Origin of the sequence: Burkholderia paludis (assembly GCF_000732615.1) — a bacterium.
GTDB classification, from domain to species: Bacteria; Pseudomonadota; Gammaproteobacteria; order Burkholderiales; family Burkholderiaceae; genus Burkholderia; species Burkholderia paludis.
On record NZ_JPGL01000001.1, the window covers coordinates 178,938 to 200,740 of the forward strand.

The window sequence follows — 21,803 nt, forward strand, 5'->3', positions numbered from 1 at the left end:
GCCCGGCGTCATCCCCCCCGAACGGCAGCGCACGAGCCGCCGGCTCCCCGACCTCCTGCCCGGTCGCCGCGCGTTACACGGAGGGCGCGCGCGCCGTGACGAGCCAGCACGCCGCGTCGAAGCGCGCCTGGCCGCCGTCCACATAGCGCTCGAACGCAGCACGCACCGTGTCGACCACGCGCCGCCGCGTCGCGTCGTCCGCCTCCAGCAGTGCGAGCCCGACTGGCCCCAGCCGCGCGAAGTAGTCGTTCAGTGCGGGCTCGGGCAGCGCGCAAGCCAGGTCGACCGGCTCGATCGCGGTGTCGGCCCAGCCGCTGTCCGACAGCACCGACGCGATCCGCTGCCGGTCGCCGAACCCGAACTGCCCCGGCGCGCCGGGCCGCCGCGCGGGCAGGTTCGGCAGCAACGGTGCGGCGGCCCGCTCGGCAGTCGTCATGAACGGGTTGTCGGCAGCGCTGCGCCATGCGATGAACCGCAACTGCGCATTCGGCCGCGCCGCCCGCCGCAGGTTCGCGAAGGCCCGGACCGGATCGTCGAAGAACATCACGCCAAGCCGCGACACGATCAGGTCGACGCTCGCGGGCTCGAACGCATGCGTCTGCACGTCCGCGCACACGAAACAGGGGCCCGGGCCGCTGCGTTCGACACGCGCCCGCGCCGCGTCGATCATCCTGGCCGAGATATCGATACCCGTGCATTGAGCATCCGCGCCGAGCCGGCGCGCGATGGCGAGCGTCACCCCGCCCGTGCCGCAACCGACGTCGAGCACGCTGCGCGCGGACGACGCGGCCGCCGCATCCGCGAGCAGCCGCTCCAGCGGCTCGAACATCCGGTCGATCGTTGCCTGCGTATCGACCCACGCGCGCCCCGACGGGCCGTTCCACAGCGCGGATTGTTCATCGTTCGGCCGACTGGTTTCCATCGTCGATCTCCTTCCGGTTCGTTGATCATGCACCGCACTGTGCTACTTCAAGCCGGCTTGAGGTCAAGGCCTCGATTGCGATCCGCCGCCGCGAGGCGCAGCGCGCCGAGATCCAGGCGCACCGTCATTTCATATTTCTTACATTCGCGTTGCGTATCGTTGACGACTTTCCTACGGTGCCCCACCCCAATGCGACGACTCCTCCCGCGCGCGCTGCTCGCGCGCTGCGCCCCCCTTGTTGCGCTTGCCGCGCTGGCCGCGTGCTCGAACCACATCGATTCGCCGGCCGACCCGGCCAGTGCGTCGGCCAACGTCCAGGCCGCGTGGGTCGAGATCGGCGACACGAACCAGGCGATCGCGCGCGTCATCACGAACTACACGCCCGCGTCGGCCGGCGATCCGCCGTGCCCGCAGCTTGCCGTCGACGGCAAGCTGTCGCGCATGACGCTGCGCTCGGGCGCCTCGAGCGTCGCGCAGCGGCCGACCGCCAGCGATCCGTCCGACTCGAAGCCGTCGAGTTTCCCGGTGTCCGTCTGCGAAGCGACGCTGCCGGCCGGCGCGCAGGCCGCAAGCGTCGCGGGCCGTACGCTGCCGCTGCCGAAGGCGCAGCCGCAGCGCATCGCGATCATCGCCGACACGGGCTGCCGGATGAAGAAGGCGGACAACGCATGGCAGGCGTGCAACGACGCGACGGTCTGGCCGTTCGACACGATCGCGGCGAGCGTCGCGAAGCTGTCGCCCGACCTGGTGATGCACATCGGCGACTACCACTATCGCGAGAACGCGTGCCCGCCGGACATCGCCGGCTGCAAGGACAGCCCGTGGGGCTACGGCTGGGATACGTGGCAGGCCGACCTGTTCCGCCCGGCCGCGCCGCTGCTCGCGAAGGCGCCGTGGATCGTCGTGCGCGGCAACCACGAGGAATGCGCGCGGGCGGGCCAGGGCTGGTTCCGTTTCCTCGATCCGCGCCCGTATTCCGCCGCACGCTCGTGCGACGATCCGGCCAACGACAACAACGCGAACTATTCGGAACCCTATGCGGTATCGCTCGGCGGCGGCTCGCAGGTGATCGTGTTCGACACCGCCAAGGTCGGCCGCACGCCGCTCAAGACGACCGACGCGCAATTCGGCATCTACCAGAAGCAGTTCCAGACGGTCGCCTCGCTCGCGTCGAAGGCCGGCATGACGACGACGATCTTCACGAACCATCACCCGATCCTGGCGTTCGCGCCGATCGCCGGCAGCACGCCCGCGCCGGGCAACCTCGCGCTGCAGTCGGTGATGTCGAGCCTCAACGCACAGGCGTACTACCCGCCCGGCGTGCACGTCGCGCTGCACGGGCACGTGCACGACTTCCAGGCGATCAACTTCTCGTCCGGGCACCCGGCGACGATCGTGTCCGGCAACGGCGGCGACAATCTCGACGTCGCGCTGCCCGACCCGTTTCCGGCCGGCCTGACGCCCGCGCCGGGCGCCGTGATCGAGCGGCTGTCGCACAACAACAGCTTCGGTTTCCTGATCATGGAACGTCGCGCCGCGCCGGCCACGGGCTGGATGTTCCATGCGTATTCGGCGGCGGGCAAGCTGCTCGCGTCGTGCAACCAGTCGGGCACGACGCTCGCTTGCGACAAGACGGGGTTCATTGCACCGTGAACGACGAGGTTCGATGTGACGCCGGCCGTGCACGCGGCCGGCGAACGCGGCGCATGCTGGCCGCGGCCGCGCTTGCGGGCCTGACGCTCGCGGCCCGCGCCGCGCCGGCCGACACGGTGCTGCTTCCCGGCGCGCCGCCGTCGCGCGTCGTCGCCACGATCGGTAGCGGCACGCCGCAGGTCACGGGCAAGATCGATGCGGCGACCGCGCGCTTCGCGCCCGATCCGACGCTCGTCGCGCTCGGCCGGCGGATCTTCTTCGACCAGCGATTGTCCGAGCCGCGCGGCATGTCGTGCGCGGGCTGCCACGACCCGGGCCGCGCATTCGCGCCGACGCTGTCGGCCGCGTCGCTCGCGGGCCCCGGCGTACCGGAAGGCAGCCGGCACGGACGCTTCAGCCGGCGCAACGCGCCGTCGCTGCGCTATGTCCGCTACGTGCCGCGCCGCCACTTCTACCAGGACGACGATGCGCCCGCGCCGTCGCCGTTCGGCGGGCTGTTCAGCGACGGCCGCGCGGATACGCTCGCCGAACAGATCCGCGGGCCGCTGTTCGATCCTGACGAGATGAACAACCGGTCGCCGGCCGCGCTGCTGCGCAAGATCGACGCAACCGAACTCGCGCCCGATCTCGCCGCGCGCTTCGGCGCGCCGGTGCGGCGCGATCCCGAGCAACTGGTGCGGGCGCTCGGTCTGGCCGTCGAGGCCTACCTGCAGAGCGACGAGATGGCGCCGTTCACGTCGCGCTTCGACGCGTTCCTGCGCACCCGCACGCCGCTCGCACCGGCCGAGATGCGCGGCCTTGAGCTGTTCCGGAATCCCGACAAGGGCAACTGCATGAGCTGCCACACGCTGTCGGAAACGTCGAGCCGCCCGGAACGCTCGCTCTTCACCGATTTCGGCTACGACGCGATCGCCGTGCCGCGCAACCGCGCGCTGCCGGCGAACCGCGATCCGCGCCATTTCGACAACGGGCTGTGCGACACCGCGCGGCGCCTGCGCTGGCCCGACCCGACGCAATGGTGCGGCTACCTGCGCACGCCGGGGCTGCGCAACGTCGCGCTCAAGCAGACGTTCATGCACAACGGCGTGTTCACGACGCTGCGCGACGCGGTCGCGTTCTACAACACGCGCTCGACCGATCCCGGTTTCTGGTATCACGGGGCCAGTACGTTCGACGACGTGCCCGCCGCCTATCGCGGCAACATCAACGTCAACTCGACGCCGATGAACCGCCGGCCCGGCACGCCGCCCGCGCTGACCGACGCGGAAATCGACGACATCGTCGCCTTCCTGGGCACGCTGACCGACGCGCGTCCCGCGGGGGCTGCCGCGCCGCCCGCCCCCGCCGCCCGGATCGCACGAACCGCCGCGCCGGCGCGCTGACCCTGGCCGAACGGCCAGCCGGATGCGCGCCTGCTTGCGGCTGTCGCGAACACTGGTTATATTTACAGTACTGTATTTATGAACAGTGAGGTGCGCGATGGAACATCTGGTCCGGTCTTTCCAACCCTGTTTCACGACGTCACGCTACGTAACCAAGATTGAAGGATTATCCTTTAATCTTCAATAACTTACATTTTTTAGACGTATCGTGACGTAACGTAGCATCCGCAGGCCAGTTGGTAGCTAGGATGGTAGCTAGAGCGATGGAACATCAAATATACTCGGGCCTCCACCACCACAAGAAAACCAAAATGCCGCGCATCCACCACGCGCTTGACGACGTCCAAATCCGACACTGGGTCTCCAAGGGGGAGCCAGTTGCTAAGGCCGACGGCGATGGCCTGACCTTCACCCTATCCGCCTCGGGAACTGCTGCTTGGGTCCTCCGCTACAGTCGCGGTAAGCGCCGCCGAGAACTGACGATCGGTAACTATCCCGACATGTCTCTTGCAGCCGCCAGAAAGGCCGCTCGTTCATTCCGCGTGGAAATCGACAAGGGTGAGGACCCTGCTGCCGACAAAAAGACTGAGAAAGCCCGTACGGCAGTTGCTCTGACCGTGAGACAGCTTTGCGACGACTACACGGAAAAGGCAATGGTCAGTCTCGCCAAGGGGTCGGCCTACAACCGAAACTGGGATATCGAGAAGATGGTGAAGCCGAACCTCGGGTCACTCGAAGCTCGAAAGGTCACAGCGGCCGACATCATCTATATGCTCGAAAACAGCAAAAAATCGTGGATCGTCTGCAATCGAGTGCTGACGACCGTTACGGTGTTGTTCGACCATGCCATTGGCAAGCGCGCGGTCGAGACCAATCCGACTTCGGGTATCAAGTTGCGCGCATTGCTTGGCGAGCCTCCCCCTGTTCGTAAGCGCCTGATGCTTGCCAAAGACGAACTCCAAGTTCTGCTACCCGGCATCGACGAGAAGATCGGTCGCGACAACGGACTCATGTTCCGCATCCTGTTGTCCACGTGCGTCCGCACCAGCGAGTTGGTCAAAGCCAAGAAGGAGCACTTCGACCTCAAGCGTGGCACGTGGTGGATTCCGCCTCAAAACCTCAAGGCTGGGGTTGGCTCGCTCGTACCTCTCGCACCTATTGTTATGGGGTGGATCGAAGACTTGATCGCGCTCTCGGGAGACTCGGAATGGCTCTTGCCCGCGCGATGTGGCAAGCGACGCAAGTTGGGCGACACTCATATCGGCAAGACGACGCTTTGGGCCGCGATTACGCGAGCATTCGAAAGCAGCAAGCTTGAGATGCGACGTTTCACGCCGCACGACACGCGCAGCACGGCCAAAGGTCACATGCGAAACATGGGGGTCTCGCGCGAAATCAGTGAGATCGCACTGAACCACAAGGTAAAGGGTGTCGAGGGGATTTACGACGTGCGGGAGGAGATCCCGGAGAGACGAGCGGCAATGGCGCTGTGGGCAGCTTTCGTGAGTAACTGCTGTGATGGGACGGAGCCACAAGGCGGGAATGAATCGAATGTCATCCCGCTAAGAAGGAGGGTTGCCTGACCTCGCTCGTCCGTTATAAGGGTAAGATGTCGTGGCACGCTGAATTGCAAGACGTTTACCTATTGTGTGCAACCTTGGTTGACGGCAGCCGTAGTGAGCGTCCATGTTTCCGTCGTCGAGATAACAATCGCCCCTCATTGCATACATATTGAGACAATACAATGAAGTTACTGATTGAAACCCAGCAAAATCCAGTAGGAAGTGAAGTTCTTGCGAGGATAGCCATCGTCCGCCCGATCCTCATGGCCTTGCTAACTGGTATCAAGCAAGAGGTTTTGAACGAACTCGGCGGCATGGAAAACATGAAACTCTTCATGCTCCCCCGAGCATATAGAGATGGTTACGGCGACGTAGGATTTTGTTTTGAATGGGCAATTCATGATGCAATACGGCGAAAGGACCCCATGGTAATGGAGCGCCTAGCCGATGCATCAAAACTCTGCAAATTACCCGGCAATTCCTTTCAGTCAATTTTGTTTGGGGTTGAAAAGTCTGGCAAAACACGCATCATCGACACAGCCAATCAACTACTCACAGATGACTCTAGAATATTGACCGGCGCGCAAGCCCAACCGCCAAAACTCAAGTCGTACATGAATATGCTTGCGGCGGCGTTCCATCGCCCAGAAACAAGAGCCGCACTACCCTCGTCAATCAACGGTCTTTGGAAGGCTGACTTGTTCTTCGGGTCTACCGACAAAGATCGCTGGCTCGGAACTACTTTAAAGATAAACGCCAAGCACTTGGAAGGCGCGAGGGGTCTTCGTGTCGGCATTGTACCTGCAACGCAAGGTGCTCCCGACAAGATATACAAAGACGACACGAAGAACCTGATTGTGTGCCCAATACCATATGACGGCTCTTTCATGGAGCTATTTTACACTGGCTGGAGAATTGTTCAGCAGTTTATAACTGCCGACGCGAAAGTCCCTCCTCCTGTCGCCCTTCCAGCACCAGCTGATCGCCAGGTGGCGAAAGAGTTAGAAATGCGGAGAGAATTCCCGATCGTGGATGTAATTCAAGCGCTCGAAGCACAATCACAAACGGATCTATTAAAGGCAACAGAGAAGAGCGTTGACGTCACTACGGAGCGTGAAGGCAATCAAATTCTCAACGATTTAGTAATCTCGCCCGTTGCATCCTACAAGCCTACATAATACCCCCTCCAGCCTGCGCTAAAATTAGCGCAGGCTGGTTAATCCAGGCATTATCTAGCATCATGACGACATAGGGAATTTGATATTTCTCGGATTCTCAATCTAGCTCGAATCCCTTGCCAGACATAAACGCGTCATAGCTTTTTATCGCCTCGTCGTCAGGTGGATTGACCGTGAAATCGAAATTTCGAATGCGATCGGCAATGTCCCGTCGGCTACGGGAAAGATAGGACACGGCGTCTAGATGAGACGCGAAGGGATAGGCATTTGCAGCTTCGGACGCACGAACGTGCGCGAATGTCCGTGCCGGAAAGGTATTCGCGGCCATCGAAGGATCAACCTCTACCCGAGTTCGTCTCGCCAGACATAACACTATTGAGGGAATGGTGGGGCAAACCGGAGCGAGTGAGCGACGCTGATGTGAGGAGGATGGTGCTTGAAGTGATTGCGCTGCGGAGGCTCCTCAACGCGAGCATCAAGGTTGCCTCCGAATCGAGTACGAACTAGCCGTGTGTAGTTCACCCGAGCACGCGACGCTCCAGTTGCTTGTCGCGCTTCGGCAGCGCGGCCCACGCGAGGTAATACTGGCCAACTTCGCCATGCCACACACCCGTGATAGCAATGCCGCCGATCGTCAGCAGCAGGCACTTCTTGCCACCGTGTTCGGGCTTGGCGTAGACCCACTCGGAGACCGGGGCGCTGACGTAGTCTTTATTGAGCGTCATCAGGGCGTCTCCGCGGTGGCCGATTTGCCGCGCTCCTCAGCGCGCATTTCCTGCCAGCGGGTCAAGGTGTCGATCGACTCCTGGATGTCGCAGCCGACGTCCTTGTGGCCGCGCCCACCGGCGACCAGTAGTTTTTTGACTGCATGTTGCAGGCAAGGATCGGTCACATTGAACAGTTCGAGAACGCGATAGACGTCGACACTCTCGTACGGGCAAGGCTTGTGGTAGTGCGAATGAATACGTGGCGCTGCTTCGATCTCGTTCATGCTTCACCGCCCCGCTCCGTCGCGAGCTTGCGATGCAGTCGGACCTCGTCGTTGGTCCACTGACGGCGCAGGACGGACGGAAATTCACCGTCCGTCGCGCGGGCCTTCTCGACGTCCTGGCGGTGCTGAAGCCAGCCGTCGAAGTTACCGCCCTTCTGCGTCGACGAGAAAGCCGGCGTCGCTTGGTGCTCGGTCGGAGATGCGTGGATCGGGCGTGAGCCGACCAGCTTCGCGTAGCGCTCGAACTCCTTCGCGTGGCTCGCGTCACCGTCGAACGGGTCGTAGGAGATCCGCGCGCAGCGCGCGACGGAAAGCTTGATCTGCTCTTCAATCGGCAGTGCCTCGCGCTCGGACTGGAGGACGTACGGCAAGTGCCACTCGGCGATGCGCAACCGGCGCGGCACGCTGACCTCGATCGCGGTCATGATCTCGATGGCCAGGATCTGCATTGTCGGGTCAGCGTCCGGATGGCAGCGCAGCTCGTCGAAGTTGCCCCAGTCGGTCGAGGAAATCAACACGCTGATGTACTGGTACGGCTCGGTAACGCGATTGGCGATTTGCTTGTGCGCTCCGAGCTTCATGAGTACCCAGCTATGCAGCGCGGCGAAGCGCGCAGCGCTGCGCCACATGGCCTTCGCGGCCCACAGACGCCAACCTTGAAGCTCCACTCCTGCCTGCATACCCGGCTGGTTGGTGCCCCACTCCGCGGGGCACGCCGGCCGCGACCAGACTTGGCGCAACATGCGACGGATAGGGATAGCGCGGGAGCTGCCCGCGTTGCGGGAGAACTTGCGGTGCGTCATCAGCTCGCTATGGATGATGCGCGGATACCGCACTTCAACGGTCGTGAGGCGCACGCCGTTCGAGGCGATCGAGTCTTCGATCACCTTGGCCAGAATGATAGGTTTCATCTTGTCTTCAGGGCCGGTGGTGGTCGGCCCTTCCTACGTGTGGTGGTTTACGAGTTGCGAGCGTCCAGACCGCCCTTGTCCGCGCGCGCTTCAGCGGCGGCATTCGTGTATGCGTTCGGGAAGCGCTGCTTCAGCTTCGCGATGTTCGCGGACATGACTTCTTCGAGAGGCATATCGAGCGCATCGCAAGCATGGGCCACGCCGCTGAGGATGTTCACGAGGCTGCGCATCGCACCCGTGCGGGCGCGCGCGTCTTGATGCAGCGGCACGTCGTACGTGAAGAAACCGATCTCGACCGAGATGCGATTCGCCACGATCTGGAGCTGTTCCGCGAGCGGTAGCGCGCTGAGGTCGAAGTCGAAGAGATGCTGGTATTCGGGGATCTCGAAGTCGAGGGCGTCGGCGCCGATGGCCACGTACCAGAGGATGTCACCCAGCTCTTCGAAGATGTGTTCGCGCATCTCCTGCGTGAGCGGCTTCTGGTACGCCCAAAGGCGTTTGACTTCGGTGGTGAACTCGCCATGTTCAGTCGTAAGACCAAGCGATGCGTGTTGCAGGCGCAGCAGAGAAGTTGCCAGGGGTTTCTCGGTGCGAAGGGCCAGAGGTTTGTATTGTTCGAAGTTCATTTTAGTAAGTCTCGGGTGGTGCGGTAAACCAGAGTCGGCGCGGAACAGGACGTTCGACAGGCATCGCGTATTGGATGATCATGTCGCCATCTCGAACCTGAACCATCGTGATCAGCCCTTTGTCGTGCTTCTCACGTGCGCTTGCCAGAATCCGTTCAAACCTTTCATTCCAGCGGCGTTCCGCAGGGTACTTGCGCGCAATGATGAAGGCGTAATTTCCAGGGTTTCCCCAGCCGAAGAGTTCCATTTTGTTCATCTCTTCGACGACACGTTCCAGGGTGGTGTCAAGGAACGTGGCAATAAGCTGGGGGGTGAAGTTTTGATCAAGTAGCGTTTTGATGGACTCCATTAATTCCTCATGCGGCCTCTTTCAAAGGGAGAGTGAAGATGTGGTCTGCAATCGGGCGTTTGTGTGTGACGATGATCACCTGCTTGATGGTCTCCTTCAGACGTTGCAGACACTCGGCGGTGTACTGAGCACGTTGGGCATCCATCGACTCGTCGAACTCGTCGGCCATGAAGACGGAGAACACACCATTGGTCAGCACCTGACCGAGACCAATCCGGAGTGCGAGATTCGCGACAGCCTTTCCGGAACCGGACAGCGTTTGCACTGCTTGGCCGTCGACCGTGATGTTGAAGTCTTCATCCACCACGATCGAAGTACGTGCGCCACCGGTCATCTGGTTGAGCAGTACAGACGCTACCTTGTTGAGCGACGGCACGAGATGCGACTTGATCACGAGCTTCGCTTCCGCTACCGCCGCCTTCGCCGCGGCCTTGTCATCGGCCGCTGCATTCAACGCATCGAGCTTCGCCTTGTCGACGCTGTACGTGGCCAGCTGCGCCTCGTACGTGCCCACGGCATGCTCATAGGCGCGCGCAGCGACCAGTTGCTCGTCCAGCTTGCCCAGCTCGGCCTCGACGCCGGCCAGCTCCGCGACGCGCGCCTCGCGCTCGGCCAGCTTCGCGAAAAACTCGTTGTAGCTGAGCACCTGCGCATGGTGCGCGACGAGCTGACCTTCGTACGCCTGACGCTCCTTCAAGTCACCACTGCGATCGGGTGTGTTGTCAATCGCGTTCTGAAGGGTCAAGACCGCTTCGGAAGTCTCGGCGACCTCCTGTTCGGCCTTGACAATCTTCGCTGATTGGGCGTCCATCGCAGCCTGCGTTTCCTGCTTCGTGCGCTCGATGCGCTCGCGCAACTCGACGATCTCCTGGGCGAGCGCGGCGCGGCGCTCGGTGTTGCCGTGCAGCGCGCGCTGTGCGTTCAGTTCGACGCGCGTCATCGACGGCGCGGCAGTATCGACCACCGCCGCGTACGGCTCCAGCGCGGCTGACGCGATCGGCCAGTGGTGGTCGCAGCTCGGGCAGATGTGCTCGCCCTGCCCCAGCAGCTTCTGCTTCTGCACCCACATGTCGTGATCGATGTGCTGCTGCTCCAGCGCTTCGATCTGGTCGATCGTCAGCACCGGCTCTGCCAGGCCGGCGATCTGCTTCTCGATGCGGCCGATGTCGGCCTCCAGACGGGCCACGGTGCCGTCCGTGATCACTGCCTGGAGTCCGTCGCTCAGACGCTTCAGGGTAGCCCGCTGATCAGCCGCTGCGCTCTCCAGCGTGCCCTTCGCCGCAACCAGCTCGTTACGGGCCGCAATCAGGCTCTGTAGCGTCTCGACGGTCTCGCCGATGGCGCAGGTGGGGGCGACCGGCTCGGACGGCTTGTGGGCCACCATACCGCGCAGCTGGTTCAGCTCGTTGACCAGGGTCGCGACGTTGTCGCGCTTCTGGCCGAGCGTCGTGCTCGACTCGAAGTCGACCGGCTGCTCGGGCTTGACCGGCTCGCGCAGCACCGCGGCGATGCCGTCAGCCTGATTGCGGAATGCGAGAGCTTGCTTGCCGAGATCGGTCACGATGTCGTCGAGCACGTTCAGGCCGATCGTCTGGTCGACGATCTTGCGGCGCTCGGTCGGCTTCGCGTCCGACAGCTTCTCGATCTGGCCTTGCAGCACGGCGTTCGCCATCGTGAACACGTCGTAGTCGTAGCCGAACAGCTCGCGGATCTTCGCGTTGACCGGCTTCGTGCCCGTGGCGACGTCTTCACCGGCGCGGGTCAGCTTCGCGTTCTTCGTCGTTCGGACGATGCGATAGGTCTGGTCGCGCACGACGAATTCGAGCGTCACTTCGAGCTTCTTGTAATCGTCGGCCGCACCGCGCAGCGCGACGCTGCCCCACAGCGCGAACAGGATCATCTCCAGCGTGACGCTCTTGCCAGACTCGTTCGGCCCCGTGATCGCGGTCTGGCCGACCGGGAAGACGAAGGTCGAGTTCGGGTGACGGTAGCCGTTCTTGATATTCAGGTTCAGCAGCATGATGGTGTCCTCAAGCAGCGTTACGGCGTTCTTGGTACATGGTGAGCACTTCGTTCGAACTCGCGGCGGTGACGTTGTGCTTCGTCAGACAGCGCGACAGGATGTCGAGCATGTCGAACGACTCGGTCTGCATGGTGATGTCGACGTACTCTTCGCCGTTGTCGGCGATCGGCTTCGTCGTCAGCGCCCATGCGTCGACCGGGAAATCGATCTGCTCACCTGGCTTGAGCAGCACTCGCACAGCCACATCGTGGAACTGGGCCGGCGTGGTAGCGACGACTGCGCGCAGCTCATCGAGCGTGAGCGTGACGTAGCGACCGTCTTCGTCGTTCTCGCCGTGGGCGTACGGTTGCATCGAGCCGGGGAAGACGACGCGCACGCCGTTGAGCACTTCGTCGTACGGCCGGTGGTCGTGGCCGCTAACGACCAGCTTCGTGAGCGGGCGCAGTTCGAATAGCGGGACCGCGTTGTGCGGGTTGTCCTCGAACGTGACGCGGTCCCAGTGTCCGACGACCATATCGAACTCCTTATAGCCGTCGTCGACCAGCTTGCGCGCCATGTCCTTCGAGTTGATGAACGGGTGCCAGGGCACGACGCCGAGACGGAAAATGCCGTGTTCGACGACCTGGACGTCGTCCTTCGCGATGACAATGTTCTCGATGCCGTCGAGCAGCTGGTACAGCAGGTCGAACGAGCTGCGCTTGTCGGCGTCACGCGAAGCATCATGGTTGCCACGCGTGAGGATGAACCACGTGTTGGGGCGAGCGCGCGCTGCTTCGCGGTACGACGACGCGACGGCCAGGACGATCTCGGGAGGAACAACGAACGTGTCGAAGATGTCGCCGAGGCAGATGTTCACGTCGACGTCCGCGAACAACGACTCGACGAATTCGTGCATCTGCGTTCGCTCGCGCTCGCCGCGACGATCAAGAGGGACACCGGTCAGGAAAGCACGACCGAGATGGGGGTCGCCAAGAAAGCCGACCCGGAGGCCGGCGATAGTTTCGATTTTCATGATTCACAACCTAGTGAAGTGGTGGTGCAGCACGCCGTAGCGCGCTGCTCTCTCGGTTGCGCTACCGCTTATGCTTCGACGATGTCGCCAGCTGCTGCGAGGCTGGGGTGCTTCGTGGAGTGGTCGCGCACTGCGTACAGGACCTTGAGCTGATGGAGCACGTCGAACAACGCGCTGTGAGCATCACCTTCGAACGGGATGTTTCGTTCGAACTCGGGCGGTTGCTGCGGCCAGTAGCGCCCGCGAATCCACGAGTTCATGTCGTTCGTGTCGCGGTAGTGGAACGGATTGCCAATCTCGAATTCCTTGAAATAACTTTCGAGGAAGGGATATTCGAAGTGCGACGGCTTCGCCCACAAACGCAGCTTCTCGTTGTACGTGTCGACGTCACGCAGCAGGAAATCGCGGAACGCCTGCATCACAACCTCCGGGCGCTCCATCCGCGCGTAGATGCCTTGCAGGATCTCGCGCTTGTCCTTGAGCCACCAGTTGCGGGTCTCTTCGTCGAAGAAGCGACCATGCGGAATCATCAGGCAGCGGTTGAACATCTCGGGCATGATCTCGCCCGATGCGAAATCGAAGCGAACCGCCGCGATTTCGATGATTGCCGTGCGCTCAGGCTGAGTGCCAGTCGTTTCCAGGTCGACCATCACGTCGAGATACTTGGTCATGTTTTGATCCTTGTTAGATGAGGTAGCCATCGATCTCGTGCCAGCGGATCGATTTGGCTGTATGGGTGATGAATACAACTGCCGGGACGACGTACCAGCGTTTCGTCGTCTCGCGGCGAATGTAGAAGCGGTAATGTCCGCCAGCTGCGGTGACCATTCGGGCTGCTGCCCACTGGCTCTTCTTGATCATGCTGAAGGGAAACGAGGGCTCGCTTTGAGTGCTCTTGACCTCAGCGTAGAACGTGGTCCCTTCAAGAGTGATGATGTAGTCAGACGGTTGCGCATCTTTGAACGATGCGGCCCGCCCTGTCGAACCGCGAACGTAGGCGGTGTCGGTCAAGCGCTGCACATGCGCGCGCTTGCCGAAGGGCGCGAAGAACGACTCGAACTCGCTCTCCGCGTCTTTCCATACAATGCTCATTTTTCTTTTACTGATGTGGTGGTGGTGTGCTAAGCATTATATGGAGATAACCACCGAAGAAGTTCGGCGACTATATGCTAGTTACCGTCCGGAAACCGCAGAAATACCGGGTTACGCAACGCGTTCTTCTTCGTTACTTCCATGTACTCGACTTCAGCCATCCGGCCCACAACCATCTCCGGATGTTTGAAGAAGAGATCACGCTGATCGTCCGAGAACCCACCGCCGCAATCGGTCTTGATCTCGGTGCCATCCTCGATCGTTCCTTCGAGATGGAAACCCCCGAGGCGACCCTCGTTCCTCCCCTTCTTCTTTCCCTCATAGACGCCGACGATTCGCAGCGTGGCCGTATGCAGCGGCTTCGCCTTTAGCCAGGACGTCGAACGGTCCCACTCGTACAGCCCACCCGGTTGTTTGATGATCAAGCCCTCGTAACCGAGTCCGAGTGCCAGGTCGAACATGGCGTTGACCTCGGCTCGATCTTTGACCATCTCCTTGTATGAAGGGAGGATCTTGTTGAGGGAGAGGTCGATCATCGCCTCGTCGATCATCACGCTACGAAGTTCCTGGCTCCGTGAGCATTGACGTTTCACCCACTCCGACATAGGCAACCAGTCATAGGCGTAGTAGCGCAGCTTCGAGCGGTCAGCACCCTCCTTCTTGCAGTTCATCGTGGCCGTCCATGAAGGATGCTTTTTCGTCGGGTCGACCACGTGGACCATTGCCTCGCCGTCGAGCACCATTGCCTCGTCGCCGCAAAGGCGCTGGCGAATCAACTGCATCTCGTCGTCGAACAGGCCCTCGATCCACGGTTGCCGCAGACCTTCGCGCGAGTAATGCTCGCACGACTGGCCGGGGATAACGAACACCGTATCGCGCTGGCCATCCATCTTGAACTCGGCCTGCGCAGGGTACGTGATGTCGGTGACGCCAGGTTCCCACTTCTCAGCCAGCATCACATCGAAGATCGGGATCAGGTCCGGGAAGACCTTGTTGATCTCGGTAACGCCGATCCCAATGCGCAGCTCTTTGCGCAGCACGCAGGCCAGGTTCTCCGCAGTCTCGACGGTATACTGGCCTAGCACCTCCTTGATGCGGCCAGCAGCAGCCTTGCCGGTTGCTTCGCGGCCCGCCAGATCTTGTAGCAGTAGCGTGAAAAGCTGTCCGCCGTCGTGGTCAGCTGCAGAGTTAGTGTGGGGCATGTCGAAATTCTTCACGCCGTACGTGACGAATGGCGACAGCGCGGCAACCAGCATCTTCTTTGCGAACTCGTCGTCATGTGCGCCGAGCTTCGTCAGGGCTTCCGTCTTCTCGATGCGAGATGAGGTCCCACGGCACTCGGCCATGAGGCGGTTAAAGCGGTACATGATTGGTCCTTCGTGGTGGTGGTGTTCTTCAGGGTTGCCAGTTCGTGGTCTTTTTCTTGGATCAGCTGCAAGAGGTCCAGCACGACCCGCGGAATACACATCTTCCGCAGGTCGTTGCGCTGCTCACGCGTCAGATCATGGAGCGTGAGCTTCGTCTTCATGTCGCCAGATCCCTCTCAACGGCAGCGGTTGCTTCGGTGACGATCTCGGCGACTTTCTCCTTGTCACCGTTGATGGTCATAACGCGGACGATCTCACGCAGGCCCCATTCCAGCGCCTCGGTGCCAGGACGGTCCTGCGAGCCGGCGCGCGACTCGTAGCCGCTCATGGTTTCGAACGCGACAGTCGCGGTCGACTTAATCACTTTGTTGCTCATGCTGCACACTCCAGTGCTTCGTTAGCTGACACGGGCATGCCGTCGAGGATGTAGTTGAGGATGGCCAGACGCTCTTCACGCGTGGCTCGCTGTTCCCAGCGGTCTTCGCCGACACACGGCAGGCCGTTCTGCATCTCCATGAGTTCGATCTGGCCGTCCGGGGCCTTCTTGAGATCCCACGGCTGCATCGTGCGGCCGATCGCGAGCGACGAGTCGAGCTTCAGGTTCTTGATCAGGCCGGCGTCTTCGATCATCACTTCGTACAGCGTTTCGCAGAAGTCGAGCACCTGCGAGCGCGGGACGGAGTAGATCAATTCATCGTGGACCAGCAGGTAGAAGCGGGCGCGGTATCCCATCTCCTTGATCTTGGCCTTCATGCGCTTCATCGCACGCTTCGCGAGCGCCGCGCACAAGCCCTGAACCTTCGCGTTAACTGCCTGGTTGCCGGCGCGTCGGTTGATCTTCTTGATCACCAGCTCGCCGAACGCCGCGATGGCCGGGTCGCCGAAAGACGCGAACTTCTGCCTCGTGACGTTCACCCACTCGTACGTCGACTCATAGCGATCGCGCCGATGGTGGTCGGGCAGTTGCACGTAGCCGTTGTCACGGGCTTCCTGGATCGTGTCGACACGCCACTGCTCCGCGTCCGGGAACGTGCCCCGGTAGCGATCGACCATCTCCCACATGAAGTCGCTCGACCAGCCAAGCTTCTCGCCCACGGTGCCCAGTGCGCCCGAGTACCAGTAGTTGAAGTTCGCCACCTTGCCGACGTCGCGACGCAGCATCTTCCGATCCGGGTGGACGGCGTACTCTTCGTCGGTTAGGTTCATCAGACCGGTCACGGCCTTCTTGTGCAGATCCGCGTGAGGTCGCTGGCCGTAGGCCTCGCGGAAGCCTGAGTCGTTCGAGTAATCGCCCACGATCACCAGCTCGACGGCGGACCAGTCGGCCGACACCAGCACGTGCTCCTCGCCTTCGGCGTCGTCGTCGTCGGCTTCGAAGAAGCCACGCACGTACACCGACTCGCCGTACTTGCTGAGCTGCTGCCCGTTCGGGTCCTGGCACGAACTGCGGCGCGTCGCGAGCAGCGAGCGCAGCTGCGGGTACACACGGCCCGTGTCAGGGTCTACGAGGCGTAGGTAAGGCGTCAGGTAGAGCTTCATCCGCTGCGAGATCGAGGCCAGCTCGTCGTAGCACTGGAAGATCATCATGCCGGCTTCGAAGTGGTCGATCTGCATACGCTTGCTCAGGGTCACGCCCAGCTTCAGCGCCGGCGCCACTTCGCCGTTATCGTCGATCTCCAGACCGGCGTCGCGGTGACGTTTGATCCAGCGGCGCATCAGCTCTTCGCGGCAGTCGCCGTCGCTTTGCGTCTTGCCGTTGGACTGCATGTAAGAGCCGCGCATCAGGTCGTAGATGATCGTCCGCATCGGCATGTAGTGGACGAGGTTGACGCCCGTCGATTCGCGAACCTTGCGCTCCAGCGCCCACGCGTTCGAAACCGGCCCGCGTGTCTGCATACACTGAATGAAGTCGTCGTCGCTGTCCGGCGAGTTCGCCCACTTCTCGATCTGAGCGCGATATGTCTGCCATTTCGCGTACCACTTGTCGTACTTCAGCAGCTTGTCGTGCGGCTCGTCCGGGAACGGCAGCATCGCACGCACCGCAACCTTCATCTTGCGCAGGCACGCGGCCTCGTTGGCACGCTCTTCGTCCCGCCGACGCAGCACAGCCGGCCCGTTCAGCTTGATGCCGTGGCCCCACGTCTCGGCCGCGATGCGAACGAACGGCATCTCCTGTTCCATGAACATGCTGAAGACCGCTGGGTTGGTTTCCATCATGTGCTGAAGCACACGGTGGAACAGCTGCACACACCAGTAGGCATCGTCCACGCCGTACTCGTAGACTTCCTCGCCGGTCAACATGCCCATGTGAACTTCTTCGCCCAGCGTCTCTTCGAACGTCGCCATCGCGTACCCGAACCAGCTCTTCACGGCACGCTTCAGATCGTAGCCAATCCGCATCGAGTCGACGTAACCATTCCAGCTATGCGCGGCCTTCGACTCCTTCCCGATGACCTTCTGCAACAGTTCTTCTTGCTCGGAGTTCAGATCTTGACCCGGTTGGTAGCCGGAAAACACACGAGCAACCACGGGCAGGATCTTCTCGATGCCGCCGAGACCAGGCTCCATGAACTTGTCGCGGAAGTACGTGTCGGGCGAATACGCCGAAACGCAAAGCTGCAACGAGCAGATGACGCGATCTTCCGGAATGTCGAAGCCGAGCGACTTCATCATCATGACCCACTCAAACTGAGCGTTGTGGATGATGAAGAAAGAGTCCGGTTGGCGTGCGTCGAGAATCTGGCGCGCGACCTCCCAGGGCACACGGTTCTCGGCGTCGGCGTGCGCGAGGTTGACGTAGTAGCCGAGATGGTTACCATCCGGGTAGACCGAAAAGCCACACACGGTCGTGCGGTTCGTGTCGAAGATGAGCTTCTTGTTCGTCCCCCTTCCCTCGTCGTCGACCTTCATGATCTCGGCGAGGCCTGCATGCCTGCGCGAGTCCTCGGTCTCGATGTCGAAACCGATAAATCCGGCCGACGCTACTTCCGCGATGATCTGCGGAAAGAGAGCGTCGATGTTGCGCGCATCGACAAGGACTTTGCGATCCTTGTCCATCGCTTACCCCGCCACTTTGTCGGCGGCTTCAGCGCCGACCAGCGCAAGCGCCATCATCGCGTGAGTCGGTTCCGCATCGAGCATCGCCCGGAACTGGGCAGCGATACCGTCGATCTTCGTGCGATCGTCTTCGGGGAGCTTCGAAATTTCGTCCTGAATGACGAGCAGCTGAATACGTTCAGCAGAGGCCATGTTTTGATCCTTGTGGTGGTGGTCACATCATGAAATCTGAAAGGATGTGGTTGATCGCTTTGTCGTCGTGCTGGCCGACAACCAGATGCTTTGCGATCAGGTCCGGGTCAACTTCGTAGAAGCCCGTGATCTCCCACATGCCTTTCAGTGCTGCTTCGTTTTCCTTCACCCACGCCAGCGGCTTCTTGCCGAGGTTGAAGGAGCCGGCTTCACTATCCCAGCAGGGCACGTAGCCCTCGGTGAAGAACTGCATCCAGCGTTCGCGGTCGCAGTGCTCCCACGCCACGTCGCCGAAACCGGGGATGCCGGTGATCTTGTCGGACTTGTCACCGACGAGCGTCTTGTACAGGCGCACTTCGGTGAAGTCGGTGTTGTCGTACTCGACCTTGTCGCGCCCTTCGAGCTTCGTGTGCTTGCCGTCGCACAGCGCGAGGTAGTCGCCGTCAGTCGAGTGGATGGTGATCGAGTCGGTCTGGTCCTTGTAGAGACGATGTAGTGTGGCGATAACGTCGTCTGCTTCCCATGCGGGGATCTCAAGCGACATGCAGCGCGTGAAGCGCAGCACCTGCTTGAACAGGTCCATCGTCTTGTAGAACTCGTCTACGGCGCTTTGCCGGCCAACCTTGTATCCGGGGTAGAGCGCGCGGCGTCGGTCCTTCGCGCCGTGTCCATCCCAAATCCAAATGATGGTGTCGAACATCGGCAGCATCTTCATGTCGACCAGCACGTTGCGAATCGACCCGCTGGTTTCAAAGATGGTGCGGAAACGGTTGTTTCCGTCGATGAAATGCAAACCCATGATGACCTCGCAGGACATGAAAAAAGCCGCGAGCTTTTGACTCGCGGCTTTCCGTACAGCTTGTGGCTTACGCCGGCTCGGCTTCCGCTTCGATGCCCTGGTATTCCCAGGTCATGATGCCCCACGCGTTGTTGTTCTTGTTGGTCATCCGGAGGAAGCCAACCTTCACGTCCACGCGCTGGCCACCAGCGTTCGCTTCCATGACCTTCTGGTAGAAGTCCTGCCACGCGCGCCAGTTGGTCGTCGACGTCGCGTAGCCGACGCGCTGACCAGCCTTGGCCAGAACTTCACCGTCTGCGGAGACGATGTCGGACGTCAGGATCATCGGCACGTCGGCGCTGCGGTATGCACGGGCCTTCGCGTCCAGAGCGATGGCCTTGGCCTGTGCTTCGGACCAGGGGATGCCCTTGTCGCTCGTGACGCCGTCGTACGTCGACCAGTATTGCGCCGGGTTGCCGGCCTTGATCGACATCTTGACCATGAAGCCAGTGCCTTCCGTCATATCGATAACCGCCTCGAACGACTGCACGAGCTTTGCGCTTGCGCCGACCTGGAGACCGAATTCCTTCGGCTTGATCCAGAGGTCGACCGCCATGCCCGCCGACATCAGTTGCTCCATCGAGAGCTTCTGGCCGGGAACTGCGACAGCACCGCCGGCCGTACCGACTGCGGCGACCGCCGTGCCGGTCGTCGGCGCTGCTGCTGCACCTGCTGCTGCATTCGCGATGGCGCCTGCCGCTGCATCCTTCGCGCGCTGCATTGCTGCTTGGATCGGGTCCATAAAATTCCTTCAAATGTTAGCTGTTTATGCGTCTGTTTCTGCTTCTGCTTCTGCTCTCTCGCCGTGGTGGTGGACACGTCGAGGAATAAGATCGTACCTTCGTGATACTAACTACACAATGCTGCTCTATACGATAGATCGCGCCCTCCTTACGCGAATTCGGCCATCGAGATCTTCTGATCAGTAGCCTCGGTTGAATCGAACATTTCCTCTTCCTTCTGCCGGCGCTGTTCCGACAACCTGAAGACTTCCTTCGTCGGGTCGACGAGGTTTGCATCACGCGACTTGTTCTCGATGATCTGCATGATCCGCTGGTCGATGGAGTCGCGATACTCCAGCACGTAGATCCGCAGCGGTCTCGCGCGCTTGCCACGGATGCCCCGGCGATACGCCTGCACGAATGAGTCGTCCATGTAGTTCAGTGAAGTGAAGACCATCGTTTCAAGGTGGTGCCAGTTGAAGCCGACACCGGCCGTATCCGGCGATGCAACCACGCAGTCGAGATCACCGCGGCGAAACGCCTCGTCGATGCGTGCCCGCTGCGTCGATGACACGTGGCCGTTGATCAACGCAGTGCGCAGGCCCATCGACTTCGCAATGGCGACGATGCGCTCTTGCTCGGGCACGAGCGCGGCGAACACCGCGATCGGTTCCCCGGACACAACCGCGTCCGCAAAGTGGATCTTCAAGCGCTCGTCCTTGCCGGTCGTCTCACCCTTGGCCAGCCCGAAGGTCTCGGGGTGCGCCATGATCTGCCGGCAACGCATCGCATTGACGGCGGGCGACTGGCCTTCAAGGAACTCGTCTTCCAGCTCAACGAGCGCCATTTCCTCCATCTCCTCGTACGCCTTGCGCTGCTTCGGCGACATGTCGCACAGCTCGGTGACGATGACCTTCGCTTCGGGGCCGTGAACCTCTTCGAAGGTGTGGCGCACGGCCACGTGCTGAAGGATCTGGCCAAGTCTCTGATGGTTGTGCCATCCGATCGTCGTGCCATACTCGTCCTGAAGTCGGTGTTGGGCCAGGAATGCACCGTACGTGCCGTAGAAGCGCGGCTCGATCACCTGTAGCGCGGGGTACGCACTCGCGAGCGTGCCCTTGATGATCGTGCCCGTCATGGCCATGAAGCGCTCGATGCTCCGCATCGCGATGTACATGTTTTGCGTCCGTCCCGAGTCGTGGCCCGAGTAGCCAAGGTGCCACTCGTCGAAGATCGCGGCGTTCAACTGGGGGTGCCATTGCTTCATCCGTTGCCAGTCGTCGGAGAAGCGCTGGAACCCCATGATGAATACTTTCGCATCTTCGTTGCGCATCTGACGCTCGCGCCGTTTCGCCTCACCGTCGATGATCTGGATCTCACGAGGATGAAAGTTCGTGAATTCAAGCAGCTCGTCCTTGTTCTTCCGCAGTAGCGACATCGGCATGACGAAGTACGACTTGAATCCCAGCTCGTCCCACAGGTACTGCGTGTACATGCAGGCCGAGCCAGTCTTCTGCGTCGCCGGGTCCGACAGGTTCATACAGCGAGGCGTCATGATGTAGAAAGCGAGATCCGCGATCTGGTGCTCGCGCGGCACTTTCTTCTCGATCGTCATTTGTTCCTGCTCCTATCTCGAAAGTCCCAACGTTGCCATTCGTTATCCGGCAGCTCACTCTTGACCTGTCTGCCTGCCCACTTTGCGAACGTCTCACGTGTCACGACCGGATAACGTCGTCCGATTCCCACGGCGGGACCGTCATAGGTGATCGCACCGAGAAAGTTGATGTGGATGATCACCCGGTCGTTCACAAACCCGTTGGCGTTTGAAGGACGCTTTGCGCGCCACACCTGCCCAACGTGGAATGTCTTGCTTTCTTCCAGTGTTGTCCTATCGTTCATTTCGATTCTTCGCTCCGATTAGGAGGT

At 61.2% G+C, this 21,803-nt stretch carries 24 protein-coding genes; 4 read left to right on the forward strand and 20 right to left on the reverse strand.

The genetic code is table 11. From position 1 onward, the window contains the following. Positions 1-73: 73 nt before the first annotated feature. Positions 74-922 (reverse strand): class I SAM-dependent methyltransferase, encoded by an 849-nt coding sequence (locus GQ56_RS0100765; protein ID WP_031396834.1) that lies wholly within the window; start codon positions 920-922, stop codon positions 74-76. A gap of 189 nt (positions 923-1,111) precedes the next feature. Here GQ56_RS0100765 and GQ56_RS0100770 point away from each other — a divergent pair, with 189 nt between their 5' ends. The 4 genes from GQ56_RS0100770 (at position 1,112) to GQ56_RS40465 (ending at position 6,697) form a co-directional block, all read left to right on the forward strand. Further along, positions 1,112-2,575, forward strand: a complete 1,464-nt coding sequence (locus GQ56_RS0100770; RefSeq protein WP_031396835.1) for a metallophosphoesterase family protein — start codon at positions 1,112-1,114, stop codon at positions 2,573-2,575. A gap of 53 nt (positions 2,576-2,628) precedes the next feature. Continuing rightward, the gene (locus GQ56_RS0100775) at positions 2,629-3,957 is read left to right on the forward strand and encodes a cytochrome-c peroxidase (RefSeq protein WP_081894788.1); all 1,329 of its coding nucleotides are present in this window, start codon (positions 2,629-2,631) and stop codon (positions 3,955-3,957) included. A gap of 263 nt (positions 3,958-4,220) precedes the next feature. Next, a complete protein-coding gene (locus tag GQ56_RS0100780; RefSeq protein WP_235212602.1) occupies positions 4,221-5,540 on the forward strand; it encodes a tyrosine-type recombinase/integrase in 1,320 nt (439 codons plus the stop codon). Positions 5,541-5,701: 161 nt separating this feature from the next. Continuing rightward, positions 5,702-6,697: a hypothetical protein gene (locus GQ56_RS40465; RefSeq protein ID WP_075122826.1), complete on the forward strand. Its 996-nt coding sequence runs from the start codon at positions 5,702-5,704 to the stop codon at positions 6,695-6,697. 97 nt (positions 6,698-6,794) lie between these two features. Here GQ56_RS40465 and GQ56_RS43725 read toward each other — a convergent pair whose 3' ends face one another. From GQ56_RS43725 to GQ56_RS40470, 19 genes are all read right to left on the reverse strand, one after another. Next, a complete protein-coding gene (locus GQ56_RS43725; RefSeq protein WP_152601583.1) occupies positions 6,795-7,025 on the reverse strand; it encodes a hypothetical protein in 231 nt (76 codons plus the stop codon). Between the two features lie 190 nt (positions 7,026-7,215). Then, complete coding sequence (locus GQ56_RS0100785) at positions 7,216-7,422, reverse strand: hypothetical protein (protein ID WP_031396838.1); 207 nt, start codon at positions 7,420-7,422, stop codon at positions 7,216-7,218. Continuing rightward, positions 7,422-7,688 (reverse strand): hypothetical protein, encoded by a 267-nt coding sequence (locus GQ56_RS0100790; protein ID WP_200877962.1) that lies wholly within the window; start codon positions 7,686-7,688, stop codon positions 7,422-7,424. Before GQ56_RS0100790 ends, GQ56_RS0100785 begins: the two co-directional genes overlap by 1 nt. Then, on the reverse strand, positions 7,685-8,599 hold the full coding sequence (locus GQ56_RS0100795) for a hypothetical protein (RefSeq protein ID WP_152601584.1): 915 nt from the start codon (positions 8,597-8,599) through the stop codon (positions 7,685-7,687). The genes GQ56_RS0100790 and GQ56_RS0100795 overlap by 4 nt, the downstream gene beginning before the upstream one ends. A 47-nt stretch (positions 8,600-8,646) precedes the next feature. After that, positions 8,647-9,225: a nucleoside triphosphate pyrophosphohydrolase family protein gene (locus GQ56_RS39940; RefSeq protein WP_075122827.1), complete on the reverse strand. Its 579-nt coding sequence runs from the start codon at positions 9,223-9,225 to the stop codon at positions 8,647-8,649. A 1-nt stretch (position 9,226) separates the two neighbouring features. Next, positions 9,227-9,574 carry a hypothetical protein gene (locus GQ56_RS0100805; RefSeq protein WP_031396841.1) on the reverse strand — a complete coding sequence of 116 codons (348 nt, stop codon included), beginning with the start codon at positions 9,572-9,574 and terminating at the stop codon, positions 9,227-9,229. Between the two features lie 7 nt (positions 9,575-9,581). Next, positions 9,582-11,594 (reverse strand): AAA family ATPase, encoded by a 2,013-nt coding sequence (locus tag GQ56_RS0100810; RefSeq protein WP_031396842.1) that lies wholly within the window; start codon positions 11,592-11,594, stop codon positions 9,582-9,584. 10 nt (positions 11,595-11,604) lie between these two features. Beyond that, positions 11,605-12,609: a metallophosphoesterase gene (locus tag GQ56_RS0100815; RefSeq protein WP_075122828.1), complete on the reverse strand. Its 1,005-nt coding sequence runs from the start codon at positions 12,607-12,609 to the stop codon at positions 11,605-11,607. Positions 12,610-12,677: 68 nt separating this feature from the next. Then, the gene (locus tag GQ56_RS0100820) at positions 12,678-13,280 is read right to left on the reverse strand and encodes a 3'-5' exonuclease (RefSeq protein ID WP_031396844.1); all 603 of its coding nucleotides are present in this window, start codon (positions 13,278-13,280) and stop codon (positions 12,678-12,680) included. 13 nt (positions 13,281-13,293) lie between these two features. Continuing rightward, positions 13,294-13,701, reverse strand: coding sequence for a Holliday junction resolvase RecU (locus GQ56_RS0100825; RefSeq protein ID WP_031396845.1), 408 nt, complete (start codon positions 13,699-13,701; stop codon positions 13,294-13,296). 77 nt (positions 13,702-13,778) lie between these two features. After that, positions 13,779-15,068 (reverse strand): ATP-dependent DNA ligase, encoded by a 1,290-nt coding sequence (locus GQ56_RS0100830; RefSeq protein WP_081894790.1) that lies wholly within the window; start codon positions 15,066-15,068, stop codon positions 13,779-13,781. After that, the gene (locus GQ56_RS45475) at positions 14,996-15,229 is read right to left on the reverse strand and encodes a hypothetical protein (protein WP_161788536.1); all 234 of its coding nucleotides are present in this window, start codon (positions 15,227-15,229) and stop codon (positions 14,996-14,998) included. The genes GQ56_RS0100830 and GQ56_RS45475 overlap by 73 nt, the downstream gene beginning before the upstream one ends. After that, entirely contained in the window at positions 15,226-15,444 is a 219-nt protein-coding gene (locus GQ56_RS0100835) for a hypothetical protein (RefSeq protein ID WP_031396847.1), read from the reverse strand. Before GQ56_RS0100835 ends, GQ56_RS45475 begins: the two co-directional genes overlap by 4 nt. Further along, positions 15,441-18,125, reverse strand: a complete 2,685-nt coding sequence (locus tag GQ56_RS0100840) for a DNA polymerase (RefSeq protein ID WP_031396848.1) — start codon at positions 18,123-18,125, stop codon at positions 15,441-15,443. The genes GQ56_RS0100835 and GQ56_RS0100840 overlap by 4 nt, the downstream gene beginning before the upstream one ends. A 3-nt stretch (positions 18,126-18,128) precedes the next feature. After that, a complete protein-coding gene (locus tag GQ56_RS0100845) occupies positions 18,129-18,317 on the reverse strand; it encodes a hypothetical protein (protein ID WP_017880900.1) in 189 nt (62 codons plus the stop codon). A gap of 22 nt (positions 18,318-18,339) precedes the next feature. After that, on the reverse strand, positions 18,340-19,134 hold the full coding sequence (locus GQ56_RS0100850; protein WP_081894791.1) for a hypothetical protein: 795 nt from the start codon (positions 19,132-19,134) through the stop codon (positions 18,340-18,342). A 49-nt stretch (positions 19,135-19,183) separates the two neighbouring features. Next, positions 19,184-19,897, reverse strand: a complete 714-nt coding sequence (locus tag GQ56_RS0100855; protein ID WP_152601585.1) for a hypothetical protein — start codon at positions 19,895-19,897, stop codon at positions 19,184-19,186. Positions 19,898-20,046: 149 nt separating this feature from the next. Further along, positions 20,047-21,492: an SNF2-related protein gene (locus tag GQ56_RS0100860; protein ID WP_031396851.1), complete on the reverse strand. Its 1,446-nt coding sequence runs from the start codon at positions 21,490-21,492 to the stop codon at positions 20,047-20,049. Further along, entirely contained in the window at positions 21,489-21,776 is a 288-nt protein-coding gene (locus GQ56_RS40470) for a hypothetical protein (RefSeq protein WP_075122829.1), read from the reverse strand. Before GQ56_RS40470 ends, GQ56_RS0100860 begins: the two co-directional genes overlap by 4 nt. Between the last annotated feature and the right edge of the window lie 27 nt (positions 21,777-21,803).